We start from the raw sequence: 17,997 nt of genomic DNA on the forward strand, positions 1-17,997 counted from the left end.
TTTGCAAGCTGTATTGTGGGCCTCGCTCGCATTGACGTCCGCCGGGCCGGCCGCGGCCCAGGGCTGGCCGTCGGACACCGTCAAAATCGTGGTGCCGTATCCGCCGGGCACCGAGCCGGACGTGCTGGCGCGCGACCTGGGCAACCGGCTCTTCAAGCAGAGCGGCCAGACCGTGATCGTGGAGAACCGGCCCGGCGCCAACGCCATCATCGGCAGCGACTACGTCGCCCGCGCCGCGGCCGACGGCAACACGCTGCTGATGATCGACCGGCTGGCGCTGGAGACCAATCCTTTCCTGTACGCCAAGGTGCCGTACCGCTGGCAGGAGGACTTCAAGCCGGTCACCGACCTGGGCCAGGTGCAGCTGTACGTGGCGGTCAGCGACGCCTTTCCGGCCAAGACCTACCGCGAATTCATCGACTACGCCCGCGCCAACCCGCAGCGCATCAACGTGGGCACCGGCGGGCAGGGCCACGTGAACCACCTGGGCATGGCCATGCTGGCGCGCGCCGAAGGCGTGCAGTTCACCTACGTGCCGTTCAAGGGCGTGGCGCCGGCGATGACGGCGGTCATGGCCGGCGACGTGGACAGCGTGATGGCCGGCGGCCTGGCGGTGGCCGAGCAGTACAAGGCCGGCAAGATCCGCGTGCTGGTGGCGGGCTCGCCGCAACGGGCCGCCATGATGCCGGACGTGCCGACGCTGGAGGAGGCCGGCGGCAAGCCCGGCAGCATTCCGTCGACGGTGTTCTCGCTGTTCGTCCCCGGCAAGACGCCGGACGCCCTGGTGGCGCGGATCAACCAGGTCGTGACCGCGGTCACGGCCGAGCCGGATTTCCGCAAGACCTACGAGGCGCGCGGCCTGCAGGTGCTGGGCTCCACCCCGCAGGCGACCCTGGAAGCCATGAAGGCGGAAGCCGCCCGCTACCAGGCCCTGATCGAGGCCGCCGGCATCCGCAAGGACTGAAACGGCGGGCCTGCGGGCGCGCGGCGCGCAAGAGGATAAAATACCGGCTCGCGGCTTTAACCGGCCCCCGGTTTTCTCCATTCCTGCGCCCCGCGCGCCCATAAGCATGAAAAAACTGACTGCACTGCTTCTCGTGTCCGCCACCGCGATGCTCACCGCCTGCGGCCCTGGCGACAATACGCCCAAGGCCGACGCGCAGGCGCCCGCCGCCGCCAAGAAGGTCGTCGTCGGCCTGGACGACAACTTCCCGCCCATGGGCTTTCGGGATGCGAACAACCAGATCGTCGGTTTCGACATCGACATGGCCAAGGAAGCCAGCAAGCGCCTGGGCATGGAAGTCGAGTTCAAGCCGATCGACTGGAGCGCCAAGGAAGCCGAGCTCAACGGCAAGCGCGTCGACGTGCTGTGGAACGGCCTGACCATCACCGAGGAGCGCAAGAAGAACATCAGCTTCACGTCCCCGTACATGGCCAACCACCAGATCATCATCGTGGGCAACGCCTCGCCGGTGAAGCTCAAGGCCGACCTGGCCGGCAAGGTCGTCGGCGCCCAGGACGGCAGCAGCGCCACGGACGCCATCGCCAAGGACCCGGTCGCCGCGCAGATCAAGGAAGTCAAGAAGTTCGGCGATAACGTCACGGCCCTGATGGACCTGGCCGCCGGCCGCCTCGACGCCATCGTGGTCGACGAAGTGGTGGGCCGCTACCTCATCAGCAAGCGCGCCGGCGAATACCGCGTGCTGGACGAGAACTTCGGCACCGAAGACTACGGCGTCGGCGTGCGCAAGGACGACACCGAACTGCTGGCCAAGCTGAACCAGACGCTGGACTCGATGAAGCAGGACGGCACCGCCGGCCGCATCGCCACCCAGTGGTTCGGCGCCAACATCATCAAGTAAGCGGCCTGGGGCGCCTGCGGCCAGCCGGCCCGGGCGTCCCGCCGAGTTTTCCGCAGCCCGCCGCAGCGCCGTCGCGCGCCAGGCGGGCTTGCTCATGAATCCCTGTTGCCCTGGCGGCGCGAACCCACTGCATGGACTACGTACTCTCCCTATTGGGGCCATTGGCGGAAGGCGCGAAAGTGACCTTGACGCTGTTCTTCATCACGCTGGCGCTGGCCGTGCCCCTGGGGCTGGTGCTGGCGCTGGCGCGGATATCCAAATGGAAGCTGCTTAGCCGCCTGGTCAACGGCTACATCTGGCTCATGCGCGGCACCCCGCTGATGCTGCAGATGCTGTTCATCTATTTCGCGCTGCCGTTCGTGCCCGTGGTGGGCGTGCGCCTGCCGGACTTTCCCGCCGCGGTCGTGGCCTTCGCGCTCAACTACGCCGCCTATTTCGCCGAGATCTTCCGCGCCGGCATCCTGTCGGTGGACCGCGGCCAGTACGAGGGCAGCAAGGTGCTGGGCATGACCTACCTGCAGACCCTGCGCCGCATCGTGCTGCCGCAGATGGTGCAGCGGGTGCTGCCGCCCATGAGCAACGAGACCATCACGCTGGTCAAGGACACCTCGCTCATCTACGTGCTGGCGCTCAACGACATCCTGCGCACCGCGCGCGGCATCGTGCAGCGCGACTTCACGACCTCGCCGTTCTTGGTCGCCGCCGCCTTCTATCTCATCATGACGCTGGTCCTGACTTGGTTCTTCCAGCATATGGAAAAGCGCTATGCCAAATACGACCAGTAATCCGACGTCCGGACGCCCCGTCATGATCGAGGCGCGCGACATCGTCAAATCCTTCGGTCCGCACCGCGTGCTGGACCGCGTATCCCTGACCCTGGGCCAGGGCGAAGTGGTGGCGGTGATCGGCCCGTCCGGTTCGGGCAAGAGCACCTTTCTGCGCTGCCTGAACCACCTGGAAACCATAGACGAAGGCAGCATTGAGATCGAGGGCGAGTCCATGGCCCGCGCGGTCGAAGGCGGACGCAGCCAGTATGCCGGCGACGCCGACGTGCGCCGCATCTGCCGCAAGATGGGCATGGTGTTCCAGTCGTTCAACCTGTTCCCGCACATGACCGTGCTGCAGAACGTGATCGAGGCGCCCATCACCGTCAAGGGCATGGCGCGCGCCGACATCGTGCCCAAGGCCGAGGCGCTGCTGCGCAAGGTCGGCCTGCTGAACAAGCGCGACAACTATCCGGGGCGGCTGTCAGGCGGCCAGAAGCAGCGCGTGGCCATCGCCCGCGCGCTGGCGATGGAGCCGGACATCATGCTGTTCGACGAGCCCACTTCGGCGCTGGACCCGGAACTCACCGGCGAGGTGCTGCGCACCANNTGCGCACCATGAAGCAGCTGGCCGACGAACGCATGACCATGCTGGTCGTCACCCACGAAATGGGTTTCGCGCGCGAAGTCGCGCACCGCGTGATCTTCATGGACGAAGGCCGCATCATCGAAGAAGCGCCCTCGGCCGAATTCTTCAGCGCCCCGCGCCAGGCCCGCAGCCGCGAATTCCTCGCGCACATGCTGTAGGCCCCGTGCCGATTCAGCCCCGGCCGGCGCGCCGGGGCACGATCATGGGGCTGCCGGTCTCCGGGTCCGGCGCCACCCGGCACTCCAGGTCGAAGACCTGCCGTATCGAATCTTCCGTCACCACGCTGCGTACCTCGCCGTGCGCCGCCACGCGCCCGGCCCGCATCATGACGACCCGGTCGGCGTAGCGGAACGCCAGGTTCAGGTCGTGCAGCACCGCCACCAGCGTGCGCCCGTCGCGGTGCAGCCGCGCGCACAGCTCCAGCAGGTCGATCTGGTGCCGGATGTCCAGGTAGGTCGTGGGCTCGTCCAGCAGCATGATGCCGGCGTCCTGCGCCAGCACCAGCGCCAGCCATGCACGCTGGCGCTGTCCGCCGGACAGCGTATGCACGGGGTGGTCGGCCAGCTCCGCCAGGTCGGTGTCGGCCAGCGCCGCGTCCACCGCGCGGGCGTCGTCCGCCGACCATTGCCGCAGCAGGCTCTGGTGCGGGTAGCGGCCGCGCGCCACCAGCTCGCGCACGCTGATCATTTCCGGCGCGATGGGGTTCTGCGGCAGGTAGGCCAGTCGCCGGGCCACCGGCTTGCGCCGCAGCGCCGCCAGATCGGCGCCGTCCAGCAGCGCCTGCCCGCGGGTGGGCGCCAACGCGCCGCCCAGCACCCGCAGCAGCGTGGATTTGCCGCAACCGTTCGGGCCCACTACCGCGGTGAAGGCGCCGGCTGCGATCGTCAGCGACAGCGACTCCAGCACCTGCCGCTCACCATAGGCCAGGCTGACCCGGCGTAGTTCGAGCGCGGGCGCGCCGGGGTTGCGGTCGAGGGGATCAGGGTTCATGCGGAAGTCTTGCGCCATTCGAGCACCAGCAGAAAAGCCAGATAAACGCCGCCGATGCCGGCGGTCAGCACGCCCACCGGCAGGCCGCCGGGACCGGCGGCGCGGGCCAGCAGGTCGGCCCCCGCCAGCAGCACGGCGCCGGTCAGGGCGGACAGCAGCGGCTGCGGTCCGCTGGCGCGGGCGCAGCGGCGGGCGATCTGCGGCGCGGCCAGCGCGATGAAGGCCACCGGGCCGGCCACCGTGACCGCCGCGGCCGCGGCCAGCACCGCCACCAGCGTGGCCGCCAGCCGGCTGCGGTCGGGCCGCGCGCCCAGCGCCTGGGCCAGGTCGTCGCCCATTTCCAGCAGGCGCAGCCGGGCGCACAGCGCCAGCGCCGGCGGCAGCAGCGCGGCGCAGGCCGCGCCGATCAGCGCGACGTCGCCCCAGGTCTTGCCGGCCAGGCTGCCGTTGAGCCAGGCGGCCGCCACATAGGCCTGCTCGCGCCGCAGGCTGGACAGGCCGAACTGCACGAAGGCGAAGGCCAGCGCGCCCACGGCGATGCCGGCGATGACCATGCGCCTCGGCGCGGCGAAGCCGGCGCCGGAGCCGAACCAGACGCCCAGCGTGGCCGCCAGCGCGCCGGCCGCCGCGCCCCAGGCCACCGGCATCACGCCGGGCCAGATCATGGTCGCCGCCACGGCGCCGGCGGCCGCGCCGGCCGTCAGCCCGATCACGTCGGGGCTGCCCAGCGGGTTGCGGGTCAGGCTCTGGAACAGCGCGCCGGACAGGCCCAGCGCCGCGCCCGCGCCCAGCGCCGCCAGCGCGCGCGGCAGCCTGACCGCGTGCAACAGCCATTGCTCCACGCTGCTGCCGCCGCCTTGCAGCGTGCGCCACAAGGCATCCCAGGACAGCAAGGGATCGCCCGCGCGCAGCGACGCCGCCAGCAGCACGCCGGCCAGAATCAGCAGCAGTACGCCGTAGCCCAGCGCGCGCGGCGCCAGCGGCAGGGCCAGCCAATCGCCGGCGCGCAGCACGGCCGCCGGCCGCGTCATGCCGGCTCCCGCCCGCCGCGGCGCAGCGCCGTCAGCAGAAAGGGCGCGCCGATGAACGCCACCACCACGCCGGTCAGCAACTCAGCCGGTGCGCGCAGCAGCCGCGCCAGAATGTCGGCGACCAGCATCAGCAGCGGACCCAGCACGACGCAATAAGCCAGCAGCCAGCGCAGGTCGGAACCGGCCTGGCGGCGCGCGATGTGCGGCACAGCCAGGCCGACGAAGGCGATGGGGCCGGCCGCCGCCGTGGCCGCGGCCGCCAGCACGGCCACGCACAGCAGGCCCAGCGCGCGGTACAGGCCGGCGCGCAGCCCCAGCGCCTGCGCCAGCGCCCGGCCCAGCGCCAGCAGATTCAGCGGCCGGGCCAGCGCCGCGGCCAGCAGCAGGCCGGCGCCGATATAGGGCGCGGCGCGCAGCGCGGTGTCCAGGCCCTGTCCGGCCAGCGAGCCCACGGCCCAGAAGCGATAGGAATCGAAAAGATCGTCGCGCAGCAGCGCCACGGCCTGCACGTAGGCGAACAGCACGGCGTTGACGGCGGCGCCTGCCAGGATCAGCCGCTCGGGCTGCAGGCCCCGGCCGCCCGCGCCGATCAGATACACCACGGCGGCGGCGCCCAGCGCGCCGGGCAGGGCGGCCCAGAACGGATGCGGCGGCAGCCCGCCCAGGAGCAGCGCCACGCTGACGATGGAAGCGGCGGCACCCGCGTTCACGCCCAGCAGGCCAGGCTCGGCCAGCGGGTTGCGGGTCAGCGCCTGGATCAGGGCGCCGGCTACGGCCAGCGCCGCGCCGGTCAGCAGGGCCAGCAGGGTCCGCGGCACCCGGGACGCAACCACCAGCGCGGCGTGGCTGTCATCGGGCCGCGTCAATGCCTGCCAGACGGCGCCCGCCGACAGCCCGCGCGAGCCCAGCCACAGGCTGGCCAGCGCGGCCGCGGCCAGCAGCATACAGGCCGCGATCAGCAGCGCCGCGCGGCGCCAATGCGTAGCGGCTGCCGTCACGGGCGGCCCTCGTCCTGTTCGGCCCGGCGCGCGGCCTGCGCCAGTTGCGGGGCTAGCCGGTCCAGCATCCAGGACACCGCCAGCGGCGTGCCGGAAGACGACGCCATCACCAGCGCCGGGTCGCTCAGCGCGACGTAGGCGCCGCGGCGCACCGCCGGAATGGCGGCGTACAGCGGCAGCGCCTCGGTGCGCTCACGCTCCTGGGGCGTGTAGAACCAGCTCACCAGAATGTCGGCGTCGGCCAGCGCGTCGGCATTCTCCAGCCCCAGGTAATGCGCGAAATGCCCGGCGCTGGCGCGCATGTCGCGTACCGACGGGGCCAGCGCCAGCCCCATGGCCCCCAGCGTGTCCACCCGCGGATCGCCGGCGACGTAGACGGTGAAGTTGCCGGTTCCCAGATCGGCGCGCGCATAGGCGAAGGTCTTGCCGGCCAGCTCGGGATAGCGCCGCCCGGCCTGCGCCAGCGTCTCGTGGATGCGGGCCTTCAAGGGGGCGGCGGCGTCCGGCTTGCCCAGGGCCGCCGCGATCAGGTCGATCTGCGTGTCCACCGGCGTCAGGAAGGGCTGATCCGGGTAGGCCACCACCGGCACCATCCTGGACAGCTGCGCATAGGCCGCGGGGCTCACGCCGGAAAACGGCGCCAGCACCACGTCCGGGCGCAGCGCGATGATCTTTTCGATGTCCAGTTCGGGATAGACGGTGATGCGTTCGGGCAGCGGCTCGCCGCGGGCCTCGATGGCCGCGCGCACCCAGGGCCAGTAGTGATCGGCGTCCCCACCCCAGTCGGCCCGGCCCACGCCCACCGGCACTACGCCGAGCGCCAGCGCCAGGTCGTCGGCGCCCAGCCCGAGGGTGACGACGCGCCTGGGCGGGGCGGGGATCACCGCCTGGCCCAGCGCGCTGTCCAGCGTAACGGGAAAGCCGGCTGCGGCGGTTGCGGCATCGGCCGCAGAAGCCGCGGGCGCCTGCGGCGCGCGCTCGCAGGCGGCCAAGCCAAGCACCAGGGCCAGCGCCGCGATAACCAGGTTCAAGAAATGCATCGTGCCGGTGCCGTCGCCATCAGTATTGCGCGCGCAGCGTCAGCATGACGTTGCGGGGCGCGCCGTACCAGCCCTGGCTGTAAAAGCCGATCTGGTCGTAATACTTTCTGTCGAACACGTTGTTCAGGTTGAGGGTGGCCGAAAGCCGCTTGGAGAAGTCATAGCGGGCCATCAGGTTGACCAGGGCGTAGCTGCCTTGCTGCACGCGCACATTGCCGCGCGGGCTGGGTGCGGACCGGTAGATGCTGCTTTGCCAGTTGACGCCGCCGCCCACGGTCAGGCGGTGCAGGTCGCCCGGCAGGCGGTAGGTGGTGTAGACCTTGAACAGGCTGCGCGGATGCTCGGTGTTGATCGCGTTGCCCTTGGCGTCCCTGGTGGTGAAATGCGTGTAGCTGGCGGCGACGTTCCAGCCGGGCGAGAGCTGGCCGTTGGCCTCCAGATCGAAGCCCTGGACCTTGGCGCCCGAGACGGCGCGATAGGCGGGCGTGCCGGGCATGCCTTCGACGAACTCGTCGGGGATGAGCTGCGCCAGGTTGTCCTGGCGGGTCTGGTACAGCGCCACCGCGGCGTTCAGCAGCCCGTCCAGGTAGGAGCCCTTGAGCCCGATCTCGTAGCTCTTGCCGTCGATGGGGGGCAGGATGGCGCCATCGATTGAACGCCGGTTCTGCGGCTGGAAGATCTCGGTGTAGCTGGCGTAGGCGCTATAGGTCTTGTCGATGTCGTAGACCAGGCCGGCATAGGGTGTGAACTGGTTATTGATCTTGTACTCGCGCTTGCTGCCGAAATAGTTCTGCCTGGTTTCCCAGTTGCTCCAGCGCCCGCCCACGATCAGGTGCAGCGGATCGGCCAGCGCGAAACGCCCCACCGCGTAGATACCGGTCTGCTTGACCCGCATGTCGTCGGCGGGCGTCTTGTCGCTGGCCCAGGCAGGTTCGGCGATGCGGTCCTGGCGCCAGTCGAAGTAGCTGCCCAGGTCCGGCGCGGCGCCGGTCATTGCGTAGCGGCCGATGTCGCTGTGGTCGTTCACGCTCATCCAGCCCAGCGCGAGCTCGTGCTTGCGGCCCAGCAGCTGGAACGGGCCGGACAGCGTCAGGTGGATGTCGTCGCGCGAGCGGTCGCCGTCGTAGTTGTTGAACGCGCCGGTCATGCCGGCGCCGGTGACGCGGTCCGGGTAGCCGCCGCGGAACATGTGCTTCAAACGATATTCGCCGCTATTGTGGCTGTAGGCGGCGCGCGCCTTCCAGTCGTTGGCGAAGCGGTGCGCCAGGTCCACGAAGGTGGTGGTGGATTCGACGTCGAAACGGGCCCAGCGCGTGTTGTTGGCAACGGAGCGATTGAAATCGGTGCGCGAGCCGTCGGCGTAGAAGAGCGGAAAGCCGCTGCCGAAGCCGCTGCTCTGGTTGCGCAGGTATTCGAGGCCCACGGTCAGCACGGTGTCCGGGGTCAGGTCGGCGGCGACCGTGCCATAGAAGGTGCGCTTGCGCTTGTCCAGGAAGGTCACGTAGCTGTCGCCCTGATCGTAGGCGGCCACGAAGCGCGAGCGGATGCGGCCGTTTTCGAGGATGGGCACGGACAGGTCGACGTCGCCGCGGACGTGGTTCCAGCTGCCGACGCTGGCGCCGCCGGACAGGGCGAACTCGCGCAGCGGCTTCTTGCGGACGAAGTTCACCGCTGCCGAAGGGTTGCCCGAGCCGGTCATCAGGCCGGTTGCGCCGCGTACGATTTCGACCCGGTCGTAGATGGCGGAGTCCAGATCGGTGGCGCCGTAGTTCCACAGGCTGAGGATGGGGGAATTCAGGCCGTCGAACTGGAAGTTGTCGATGGCGAATCCGCGCGACGAGAAGGACAGGCGGTTGCTGTCGCTGGTGGTGACCGAGATGCCCGGCGCGCTGGCCAGGATGGAACCGGTGTCCTGCAGGCCCTGGTCCTCGATTTCCTGGCGGGTGACCACGCTGACCGACTGCGGCGTTTCGCGCGGCGACAGCGTCATGCCGGTGGCCGTGCTCATGGCTTCGGTGGTGTAGGAGCCGGTGCCTTCGGTGGTGCCGGTGACGCCCTCGCCGCTGACGGTGACCGAGGGGAGTTGCTTCACGTTTTCGGCGGACTGGGCGCCGGCGGCCTGGTGGGCGAGGGCGGAGCAGGCCAGGGCCGCCTTGATGGCGTAGACAAGAGGAGTCGTCCGGCGCGGGCGGGCGGCGGGCGAGGACAGAACGAACAACATGAGGCGGGCTCCGGCAGAAAGATTTGGTAATGAGAATTGTTGTTTTTTACCGACCCGCCTGGGTATGCCGGACGATGCGATACGTATGCAGAATGCCGCCCTGCTTAGCCTGACTCGGTGTTGACCACGGGCGCTGCGCGGCGGTGCAGCCAGGCCCAGCCCGCGGCGCTTGCCGCCACGCATGCCAGCATGCCGGCGGCAAGCTGCAGCGGCCGGCCATAGACCAGCGGCACGCACCAGCCGCTGACTATCGAGAACGTGAGCATTTGCATGAAGCCCAGCACCGAAGCGGCGGTGCCGGACAGGTCCGGCGCCCGCGCCAGGATGCGCAGGGTCATGGCGGGGACCGCCATGGCCAGGCCGCAGGTGTACAGGCCCGGCAGCAGCACCGCCCACGGCAGGCGCGGCGGCGCGGCGCCTGCCATGTACAGCACGAAGGCCAGGCAGCTGGCGCCCATCAGTCCGTAGGCCAGCAGCGTGACGCGGCCGTCGGACCAGCGGCCGGCCTTGCGCGCCGCCAGCAGTGCGCCGGCCATGGCGCCGGCCACCAGCGGCACGAACAGATAGGCGAAATCGGTTTCCGGCAGGCCCAGCACGTTGGCGATGAAGTCGGGCGCCGCGCCGATGAGCAGCCCCTGGGCGGCGAACAGCAGGCTGAACGCCAGGCCCAGCGAGACATAGCGCCGGTCGCGCAGCAAACGCAGATAGTTGCCGCCCAGCGTGCGCCAGGCCAGCGTCTGGCGCCGGTCGGGCGGCAGGGTTTCGGGCAGGCGCCGCGCGCACAGCAGCAAGGCGGCGCCGGCCAGCGCCGCCAGCAGCACGAAGATGGAACGCCAGCCCTGGTGCGCCGCCAGGTAGCCGCCGATGATGGGCGCCAGCGCCGGCGACAGGTTGAACACCAGGATCAGGTAGGACATGGCCCGGCGCGCCACGGCGCCGTCGTAACAGTCGCGGACGATAGCCTGGCCGACCACGATGCCCGCGCCGGCCGACAGCCCCTGCACCGCGCGTGCGGCCAGCAGCCAGCCGAAGCTGGGCGCCAAGGTGGCCATCAGCGTCCCGCAGAGATAGACCCCGAGCGCAGCGAGCACGATGCGGCGCCGTCCCAGCGAATCCGACAGCGTGCCGTGCAACAGCAGCATGGACGCGTAGCAGGCCATGTAGACGCCCAGCGTGAGCTGCACGGTTTGCGGCGCGACCGCGAACTCCCTGCCGAGCGCGCCGAAGGCGGGCAGATAGGCGTCGATGGTGGCTGGCGCGACGCAGGCCAGCAGGCCCAGCATCAGCACCATAGTGGGAAAGGAAGGCAGGGGTTCGGAGCGCGGCACGAGGGCATCCATGGCTGGCGCTTCCCACTGCGGGAAGCTCTGCCCGATGGTCGCCCGCCGCCGTGCCCGCGGGGAATGGAGAATGCCGCAAGAGCAATGAGCGCCGCCGTAAGCCCCGCAAGGCCATGCGCTCAGTTCAGTTCACTGGGGGCGATGCCGTAGCGCTCGCGAAACGCCGTGGCGAAATTGGTGGCGTGCCGGTAGCCGACCAGGTGCGCGGCCTGCTGCACGCTGCAGCCTTGGGCCAGTTGTTCGCGGGCGACCTCAAGCCGGCGCTCGCGCAGCCAGCTGAATACCGAGCGCTGGTAGGCGGCCTGGAACTTGGCGCGCAAGGTGCTGGGACTCATGCAGGCCAGCCGGGCCAGGTCGTCCAGCGTGTGTTCCTCGCCGGGCGCGTCGTGCAGGCGTTCGCGCACGCGTTCGAGCAGTTGGCGGTCGCGCTCGGACAGCGTGCCTTCGGCGGGCGCGCGCTGTTCCAGCGAGGCCAGTGCGTGGGCCAGCAGCTCCATCGCCACGCCTTCGCGCAGCAGGTCTTGCAAGGGAGCGTCCCAGTCGCAGGCCAGCAGGTGTTCGATGGCGTGCAGCAGATGGCCCGGCGCCTGCCAGCGGCGCAGGCGCAGCGCGGGCGTGCGCAGCGCTTTCCAGATGGTTTCGCTGATCCGGTCGTCGGCCGCGCCGTCGGGGGCCGACAGGGACAGGTTGACGCTGCGCAGGCGCTGCCCCGCCGCGTGGGTGCCGGTCATGGCGACGGTGTCGCCGTACAGCGCGCTGATGCCGCTGTGGGCGGCCAGCCTGACGTCGTCATGGCGGTCGAGGCGGGTGCGGGCATGGCCTTGCAACATGACGATGGCCGAAAAGCGCGGGGACATCATCGAGGCAGCCTCGTAGTCCTGGTGCACGCGCACGTCTGAGAGCACCAGCGTCAGGCCGGGCCGGATCTGGTAGGTTTCGACCCGGCCTTCGGCGATGCACAGGGTTTCGGGGCTGGCGCGCAGCCCGCCGCCAGGCTGCGGCAGGCGGTAGCGGAAGCCGTTTTCGCTGCCCATGCGGTCGAAATCGGCCACGGTGAAGCGGACGGGGGAGGGAGCCGGGTTCAAGGTCGTCGCTAGCATTACGGGATGAGCCCATGGGCGGCGCGTCAACCGCCGTTTATCATGAAAATGAGAATAGCACAGATTCGCATCCGCATTGTTCATGGGGCGGCGCAGTCTCCCAATGCATCGCCCATGATGCCGCGATACCAGTCGTGGAAGTGCTGCATGCCGTCCTCCATCGGGGATTGATACGGCCCGCTGTCGGACACGCCGCGGCGCAGCAGCGCCAGGCGGCCGGCGTCCATGCGCTCGCCGATTTCGTCGTCCTCGATCGCGGTTTCCATGTAGGCCGCGCGCTGCGCCTCGACGAAGGGGCGTTCGAACAGGGCGATTTCCTCGGGGTAGTAGAACTCGGCGATGTTAAGGGTTTCTTGCGGCCCTTTCGGGTACAGGGTCGAGAGCACCAGCACGTGGGGGTAGAGCTCGATCATGTGGGTGGGAAAGTACGTCACCCAGATGGCGCCGAAGTCGGGCGCCGAGCCGCTCCGGTAGCGCATCAGCGTGTCGTGCCAGTCGCGGTAGACGTCGGAACCCGGTTTTTCCAGCGCGTCGTGCACGCCGACGCGCTGCAGGCTGTGCCAGTCGCCGAATTCCCAGGTCAGGTCCTCGCAGGTGACGAAGCGGCCCAGCCCGGGGTGAAACGGTCCGACGTGGTAGTCCTCGAGGTAGACCTCGATGAAGGTTTTCCAGTTGTAGTTGCACTGGTGCACCTCGACGTGGTCGAGCACGTAGTCGGAGAAATCGAATTCGGGACGACCGAACAGGCCGCCCAGGTCGCGCAGCGGATCGCGCGGGCCTTCGAACAGCAGGCCGTGGCAGTTCCTGAGCGGAAAGCGCGGCAGATTCAGGCACGGGGTGCTGGGGAACTGCGGCGCGCCGAGCAGATGGCCCTGGTCGTCGTAGGTCCAGCGGTGCAGCGGGCAGACGATGTTGCCGCCGGTGGCCGACAGGTTGCCTGCCGGGTTGCCGGGGCCGGTCACCGCGCCGGTTTCGCCGCCGAGGATCAGCGCCTGGCGGTGGCGGCAGACGTTGGACACCAGCTCCACGCCGCGCGCATTGCGCACCAGCACGCGGCCGCCTTCCTCGTGGGGCAGGCGGCGCCAGTCGCCCGGTTCGGGCACGCCTTTTTCGTGGCCCAGGTACGTGGCGCATTGCTTGAATATGAGTTCCTGTTCGCGGGCGTACAGGGTCTGGTCGAAATAGGCCCGCACGTGCAGCGGGCTGACAGCCTGCTCTACGTGAGCGAGACGGCCGATATCGTTCATGTGCGACTCCTTGTGCCGTGCCGCCCGGGCCGCCGCGCCTTCAGGCGGCTTCGGCGTGCTCGGCGTCGATCCGGGCCATGCGGTCGGCAAGATCCAGTTTGGGGCAGGTGCTGCAGTAGTCGCCGTCGCGCTTGCGGAAGTCATGGCAGCAGACCTGCCGGTCGACGGCGATGCGCGGCAGCGATGCGCGTTCGTAGCTGAGGTAGCCGCTGCGTCCCTGCAGGCCGAGCAGGTCCAGCCACAGGCCGGCCTGGCGCTGGGCCCAGGCGTTGGCGCAGGCGCCGTGGTCGCGGCGCGCGGCCAGGAGGGCCTGCAGCACGCAATCGGCCTGCATGCTTTCGGCGGCGCGCGCGCTGATCCGCAGCGCGCGGCTCAGTTCGCCGTAGAAGCCGGCGCATAGCGTGCGCAGCTGCGCGGCGGCGGCACGGATGCGCTGGCATGGGTCGGCGCGCCAGGGGGCGTGGGGCGGCAGCGTATACCCGATGATGAATCCGTCGTCCGGCACCGGCAGGCTCATGCCGGACAGGTCCGGCACGATGGCGCTGCGGTGCGCCGCGATCACGCTCAGGTATACCGGCTGCCAGATCAGCAGCCCCCAGCAGCGCAGGGCCAGGTAGTGCGGGCCGGCCTCGGGATGCCGCTGGCGCCAGATGTCGCGCAAGCCCGCGATGGCCTGGGCGTTGTCGGCGCCCGGGCGGATGCCCGGGCCGCTGCCCGCCGCGACCTGGCCGGCCAGGCCGGGCACCAGGCGGGCGGTCAGCGCCAGCAGGTCTTCCAGTTCGCGGTTCACGCAAGCGCCCGCGCGGCGTCGGCCGCTTCCTGGTCTAGCCACTGCGGCCGGTAGGGGGCGATCGGGTTGGGCAGGCGCGGCGCCATCTGGAAGCTGCCGATCGGGTCGGCCAGGTTGACCATCTGCAGATTGTTGGCCAGCTGCAGGCGATTCAGGCACGAATGGATCATGTCGGGGGCGTACAGGTCGTAGCGGCGGTATTTGTCGAGCCGCTGCGGATGCGCCTGCTGGTAGGCGGCGACGCGGCCGGCCACCAGTTTCCAGAACGCGTCCTCGTGCATCAGGCCGGTATCGGCCAGCACCTGCGAGAGGTGGCGGAAGTAGCCTTCGAACACGTCCACGAAGATGGTGAGCAGCTTGTACTCTTCGGGCACGTCGGCGGCCAGGCGGCGGGCGTTCTCGGGCAGCGCGGCCTGCGGGTCGAGGATGGACGATTCCTCGGCGATGTCTTTCATGAAGGCGCGCACCGGCACGTGGTCTTCGACCACCAGGATCACGTTTTCGCCATGCGGCATGAAGACCAGGTCATGGGCGTAGAAGCAATGCACCAGCGGCGTGAGATAGGCGTCCACGTAGCGTTCGAGCCAGGCGCCGGTGTTCAGGCCCGAGGCGCGGATCAGCGCGGGCAGCAGCGCTCCGCCTTGCGGGTCGACGTGCAGCAGCGCGGCCATGGTCATGAGGCGCTGGCCGGGACCGATCAGCGCGACGGGGTTTTCGCGCCACAGCGCCGAGAACATCTTCTTGTAGGGCGTGTCGACCGAGATCGCGGCTTCGTAGTAGTAGTTGCGAAAGCCCAGCGAGGCCGCTTCGCGCAGGATGGTGAAACCGTTTTCGCGCAGCCAGGGATCGGACGCGATCAGCCCGTGTATGTACTCGTTGATGGCCGGGGTGCCGGACATGTAGTAGGGCGACAGCCCGCGCATGAAGCCCATGTTCAGGATGGACAGCGAGGTCTTGACGTAATGCTTGCCGGGCTGGGAGATGTTGAAGAAGGTGCGGATCGATTGCTGCGCCAGGTAGTCGTCGTCGCCGTAGCCGAGGCAGACGATCTTGCGCGCGGCCACGTAGGGCGCGAAGGCCAGCGACAGCTTGTTGAACCACTGCCAGGGATGCGCGGGCATGATGTAGTAGTCGGCCGGGTCCAGGCCCATGTCGCGCAGCGTGTCGCGATGGCGGGCCAGGACGGCGGCGCCCAGTTCGTCGCGCAGCAGGCTGTCGTGGTCCATGGTGGACAGGCACGCGAAATGGGCGTTGTCCTTGTGCACCGCCAGCCACAGCAGCCGGATCGGGCTGGCGCATTCCGGGGCGTAGGCGTGGTAGTCCTCGGCGTCGAAGCCCAGCCGGCCATTATTGGCGACGAAGCTGGGATGGCCTTCGATCATGGCGGTTTCGATGGTCTGGTAGTCGGCCAGCGCCAGCTCGGCAGCGGGCAGCGCATCGCGGGTGTGTTTGTAGGCGCTGCCGTGCAGCGTGCTGGTGATTTCGTCCAGGTAGATGGGCAGGCGGTCTTCGGGCAGGCCCAGCTTGTCGCGGATTTCGATCACGAATTGCAGCGCGTCCAGCGGCGCGGGCGTGCCGGCGACGGTCTTGGAGATGGACTCGGGCGGGATGCGCCAGTGGCGCATGGCCATCATCTGGGCGTCGAAATGGTAGACGGCGTGGCCGTCGGCCAGCGCCAGCCGGTAGCGGTCGAAGCCGGGGGCCTCGGCCGGGCCCAGGCGCTCGGGTTCCAGCAGCCATTCGTGGGCGTATTCGGAGATGGCTTTCCTGAGTAGCAGGCGGTTGACCTTCTGCCAGACGTCGGGGGCGAGGTGGTCGGCGATCCGGGCGGGATGGGGCTGGGTGCTCATAGGGACGACTCCTGGAGTTGGGCCTGTTCAAACTGCCGCCGGGTGCAGAAGGCGATGCTGGCGGTCTTTTCGCGAAAGCGCGCCTGGCCGGCGTAGGTAAAACCCATGGCCAGGTTGAGCGCATGGATCTTGATGTTGTTGCTGTCAGGCTCGACCACCACGCGCCGGGCGTGCAGCCGGTCGAACAGAAAGCGCATGACGAAGGCGAATACCCGGCGGCTGAAGTGAGGGATGCGCACCTCGGGCGGTCCGATGAAGATGTGCATGCCCAGGTCGCCGTGGCATACGGGATAGTGCTCGCCGACCTGGTCGTGGGCGGGGTCGTAGCACTCCAGCAGGAAGGCCGGGCGGTCCTGGTAGCTGCCGAGCCAGGCGGCGGCGTGGCCGCTGTCGGCCAGCGCTTCGTAGAATTCGCGCACCTGCGCCTCGGTGTGCTCCTGCATGGACCAGAAACGGGCGTAGTCCATCGAGAACCACTGGCGCAGCAGGGCGGCGTCGGCGGCCGGGTCCAGCGGGCGCAGCGCCAGGCCGGCGCCGTCGTCATAGCGGTTGCGCGCCTGGCGGTCGATGGCGCTGAGGAAGGTGGCGGTCATGATCATCATCGCGGCTCCTTGCGGACTCGGGTCAGACCGAGGCCGCCCGGTGCCCGTCGAGCAGCGGCATCGGGTCGAGCGCCGCCACGCGGTGGCGCAGCATGCCGCCGGCAGGCGGACGGAAGTCCTGCAGCGCGGTGCGGGGCTCGATGGCGTAGTGCTCGTGGCCGGTGAGGTCGCGCAGGATCTGCGAGTTGCGGTAGCAGCAGAAGCCCAGGTCGGGATTGGTGACGCCGTGGCTGAGCAGGCCGCTGTTCTGCACGAAGATTTCGTTGCCGCCGTGGTCGATGGTGTAGTTGCGCGCGACGCGGTAGCCGCCGTGTTCGGTCCAGGCGATGCGGTCGTGGATGGGGTTGACGCACGCGGGGATGCTGCGCGCGTAGCCGGTGGCCAGCACCAGCCCGTCGGTGGCGTGCGAGAACGGCTGCGCGGTATCGACGTGGCGGAATTCCAGCTGGTAGCGCTCGGCGGATCGGTCGTAGCGGCTGGCGCGCAGTTCCGCGTTGGTGAGCAGCGTGTAGCGGCGGTCGCCGTTGTGGATTTTTTCGTCGAGCAGGTCGTAGATCTGGTTGATGAGTGAGGCGTTGATGCCCTTATACAGGCTGCTTTGCTCGGCCAGGATCTGCCGCCGGCGGGCTTCGGGCAGGTCGTGGAAGTAGTCGGTGTAGTCCGGCGAGATCAGTTCCAGCGTGAGCTTGGTGTTTTCCATCTGGAAGAAGCGCGGCGAGCGCGTGATCCAGGCCAGGCTGTAGCCGTGCGCGTCGCTGTCGCGCAGCAGGTCGTGGAAGACCTCGGCGGCGCTCTGGCCGCTGCCGATCACCGTGATGGAATCCCGGCGTTGCAGCGCGGGCTTGTGGCGCAGATAGTCGGCGCTGTGGATGTAGGGCGCCTCGCGCCGGTCGCAGCACGCCGGCAGTGCCGGCTGCGAGCCCAGCCCCAGCACCAGCTTGCGGCAGCGGAACATGAAGCGTTCGCCGGTGGCGCTGTGCTGGCCGGTGACGAGATAGGTGTTCGTCGCGGGATCGTGCAGGACGCTTTGCACGTCGCTGTTGAAGCGCAGGTTGGGCAGGCGGGCGGCCACCCATTTGCAATAGCGGTTGTACTCGGCGCGCGTCAGGTAGTGGTTTTCGCGCATGTAGTACGAGTAGATGCGGCCGGTCTGCTTGCAGTAGTTGAGATAGCTGTATTCGCTGCGCGGATCGGCCAGGCTGACGAGGTCCGCCAGAAACGGATTCTGCAACGTGGAGGCCTCGATCAGCAGGCCGGGATGCCAGTCGAAGCCCGGCTTTTTGTCGAGGAACAGGGCGCGCACGCCGGGCAGCGGAGCAGACAGGCAGGCCAGGCTGAGATTGAACGGGCCTAGGCCGATGGCGACGAAGTCATAGAGTTCACGGGTCATGTTGGTGCCACCTCTGGGTCTGTGATTCACGGGCGGCGTTCTGCAACGAGCGCCGCGGGACAAGGCCGGGCGCGGCGTCTAATCGGTGGGAACGGGGCGCGGCTGGCGGGGTTGCCGGCCTGT

Annotated in this window: 15 protein-coding genes and 1 pseudogene; 4 read left to right on the forward strand and 12 right to left on the reverse strand. The window is 69.2% G+C overall.

Going from position 1 to position 17,997, the window contains the following annotated elements; translation table 11 throughout:
- Position 1: 1 nt before the first annotated feature.
- From C1I89_RS01680 to C1I89_RS01695, 4 genes and pseudogenes are all read left to right on the forward strand, one after another.
- Entirely contained in the window at positions 2-964 is a 963-nt protein-coding gene (locus C1I89_RS01680) for a Bug family tripartite tricarboxylate transporter substrate binding protein (RefSeq protein ID WP_258231303.1), read from the forward strand.
- A gap of 106 nt (positions 965-1,070) precedes the next feature.
- A complete protein-coding gene (locus tag C1I89_RS01685; RefSeq protein WP_102771079.1) occupies positions 1,071-1,862 on the forward strand; it encodes an amino acid ABC transporter substrate-binding protein in 792 nt (263 codons plus the stop codon).
- 131 nt (positions 1,863-1,993) lie between these two features.
- Positions 1,994-2,647 (forward strand): amino acid ABC transporter permease, encoded by a 654-nt coding sequence (locus tag C1I89_RS01690; RefSeq protein ID WP_102771080.1) that lies wholly within the window; start codon positions 1,994-1,996, stop codon positions 2,645-2,647.
- 22 nt (positions 2,648-2,669) lie between these two features.
- Positions 2,670-3,433: pseudogene (locus C1I89_RS01695) on the forward strand (amino acid ABC transporter ATP-binding protein).
- Between the two features lie 13 nt (positions 3,434-3,446).
- On the opposite strand, the gene C1I89_RS01700 reads toward C1I89_RS01695, so the two are convergent.
- The 12 genes from C1I89_RS01700 to C1I89_RS01755 all read right to left on the reverse strand — a co-directional run bounded on the left by C1I89_RS01700 (position 3,447) and on the right by C1I89_RS01755 (position 17,874).
- A complete protein-coding gene (locus C1I89_RS01700) occupies positions 3,447-4,265 on the reverse strand; it encodes an ABC transporter ATP-binding protein (protein WP_258231304.1) in 819 nt (272 codons plus the stop codon).
- Entirely contained in the window at positions 4,262-5,296 is a 1,035-nt protein-coding gene (locus tag C1I89_RS01705; protein ID WP_102771082.1) for a FecCD family ABC transporter permease, read from the reverse strand. The genes C1I89_RS01700 and C1I89_RS01705 overlap by 4 nt, the downstream gene beginning before the upstream one ends.
- Positions 5,293-6,294 (reverse strand): FecCD family ABC transporter permease, encoded by a 1,002-nt coding sequence (locus C1I89_RS01710; RefSeq protein ID WP_246842380.1) that lies wholly within the window; start codon positions 6,292-6,294, stop codon positions 5,293-5,295. The genes C1I89_RS01705 and C1I89_RS01710 overlap by 4 nt, the downstream gene beginning before the upstream one ends.
- Positions 6,291-7,325 (reverse strand): ABC transporter substrate-binding protein, encoded by a 1,035-nt coding sequence (locus tag C1I89_RS01715; protein ID WP_258231305.1) that lies wholly within the window; start codon positions 7,323-7,325, stop codon positions 6,291-6,293. Before C1I89_RS01715 ends, C1I89_RS01710 begins: the two co-directional genes overlap by 4 nt.
- A gap of 28 nt (positions 7,326-7,353) precedes the next feature.
- Positions 7,354-9,555, reverse strand: coding sequence for a TonB-dependent alcaligin siderophore receptor FauA (fauA, locus tag C1I89_RS01720; protein WP_102771085.1), 2,202 nt, complete (start codon positions 9,553-9,555; stop codon positions 7,354-7,356).
- 104 nt (positions 9,556-9,659) lie between these two features.
- Positions 9,660-10,895: a multidrug effflux MFS transporter gene (locus C1I89_RS01725; protein WP_102771086.1), complete on the reverse strand. Its 1,236-nt coding sequence runs from the start codon at positions 10,893-10,895 to the stop codon at positions 9,660-9,662.
- Between the two features lie 119 nt (positions 10,896-11,014).
- Positions 11,015-11,929: a helix-turn-helix transcriptional regulator gene (locus tag C1I89_RS01730; RefSeq protein ID WP_102771813.1), complete on the reverse strand. Its 915-nt coding sequence runs from the start codon at positions 11,927-11,929 to the stop codon at positions 11,015-11,017.
- 146 nt (positions 11,930-12,075) lie between these two features.
- Positions 12,076-13,242, reverse strand: a complete 1,167-nt coding sequence (locus tag C1I89_RS01735) for an aromatic ring-hydroxylating oxygenase subunit alpha (RefSeq protein WP_102771087.1) — start codon at positions 13,240-13,242, stop codon at positions 12,076-12,078.
- Positions 13,243-13,282: 40 nt separating this feature from the next.
- A complete protein-coding gene (locus C1I89_RS01740) occupies positions 13,283-14,032 on the reverse strand; it encodes a siderophore ferric iron reductase (protein WP_102771088.1) in 750 nt (249 codons plus the stop codon).
- Positions 14,029-15,882 (reverse strand): IucA/IucC family protein, encoded by a 1,854-nt coding sequence (locus tag C1I89_RS01745; protein WP_102771089.1) that lies wholly within the window; start codon positions 15,880-15,882, stop codon positions 14,029-14,031. Before C1I89_RS01745 ends, C1I89_RS01740 begins: the two co-directional genes overlap by 4 nt.
- A complete protein-coding gene (locus tag C1I89_RS01750; protein WP_102771090.1) occupies positions 15,879-16,484 on the reverse strand; it encodes a GNAT family N-acetyltransferase in 606 nt (201 codons plus the stop codon). Before C1I89_RS01750 ends, C1I89_RS01745 begins: the two co-directional genes overlap by 4 nt.
- A 22-nt stretch (positions 16,485-16,506) precedes the next feature.
- Positions 16,507-17,874 (reverse strand): lysine N(6)-hydroxylase/L-ornithine N(5)-oxygenase family protein, encoded by a 1,368-nt coding sequence (locus C1I89_RS01755; RefSeq protein WP_102771091.1) that lies wholly within the window; start codon positions 17,872-17,874, stop codon positions 16,507-16,509.
- Between the last annotated feature and the right edge of the window lie 123 nt (positions 17,875-17,997).

This window comes from Achromobacter pulmonis (assembly GCF_002885955.2).
Taxonomy (GTDB): domain Bacteria; phylum Pseudomonadota; class Gammaproteobacteria; order Burkholderiales; family Burkholderiaceae_B; genus Achromobacter; species Achromobacter pulmonis_A.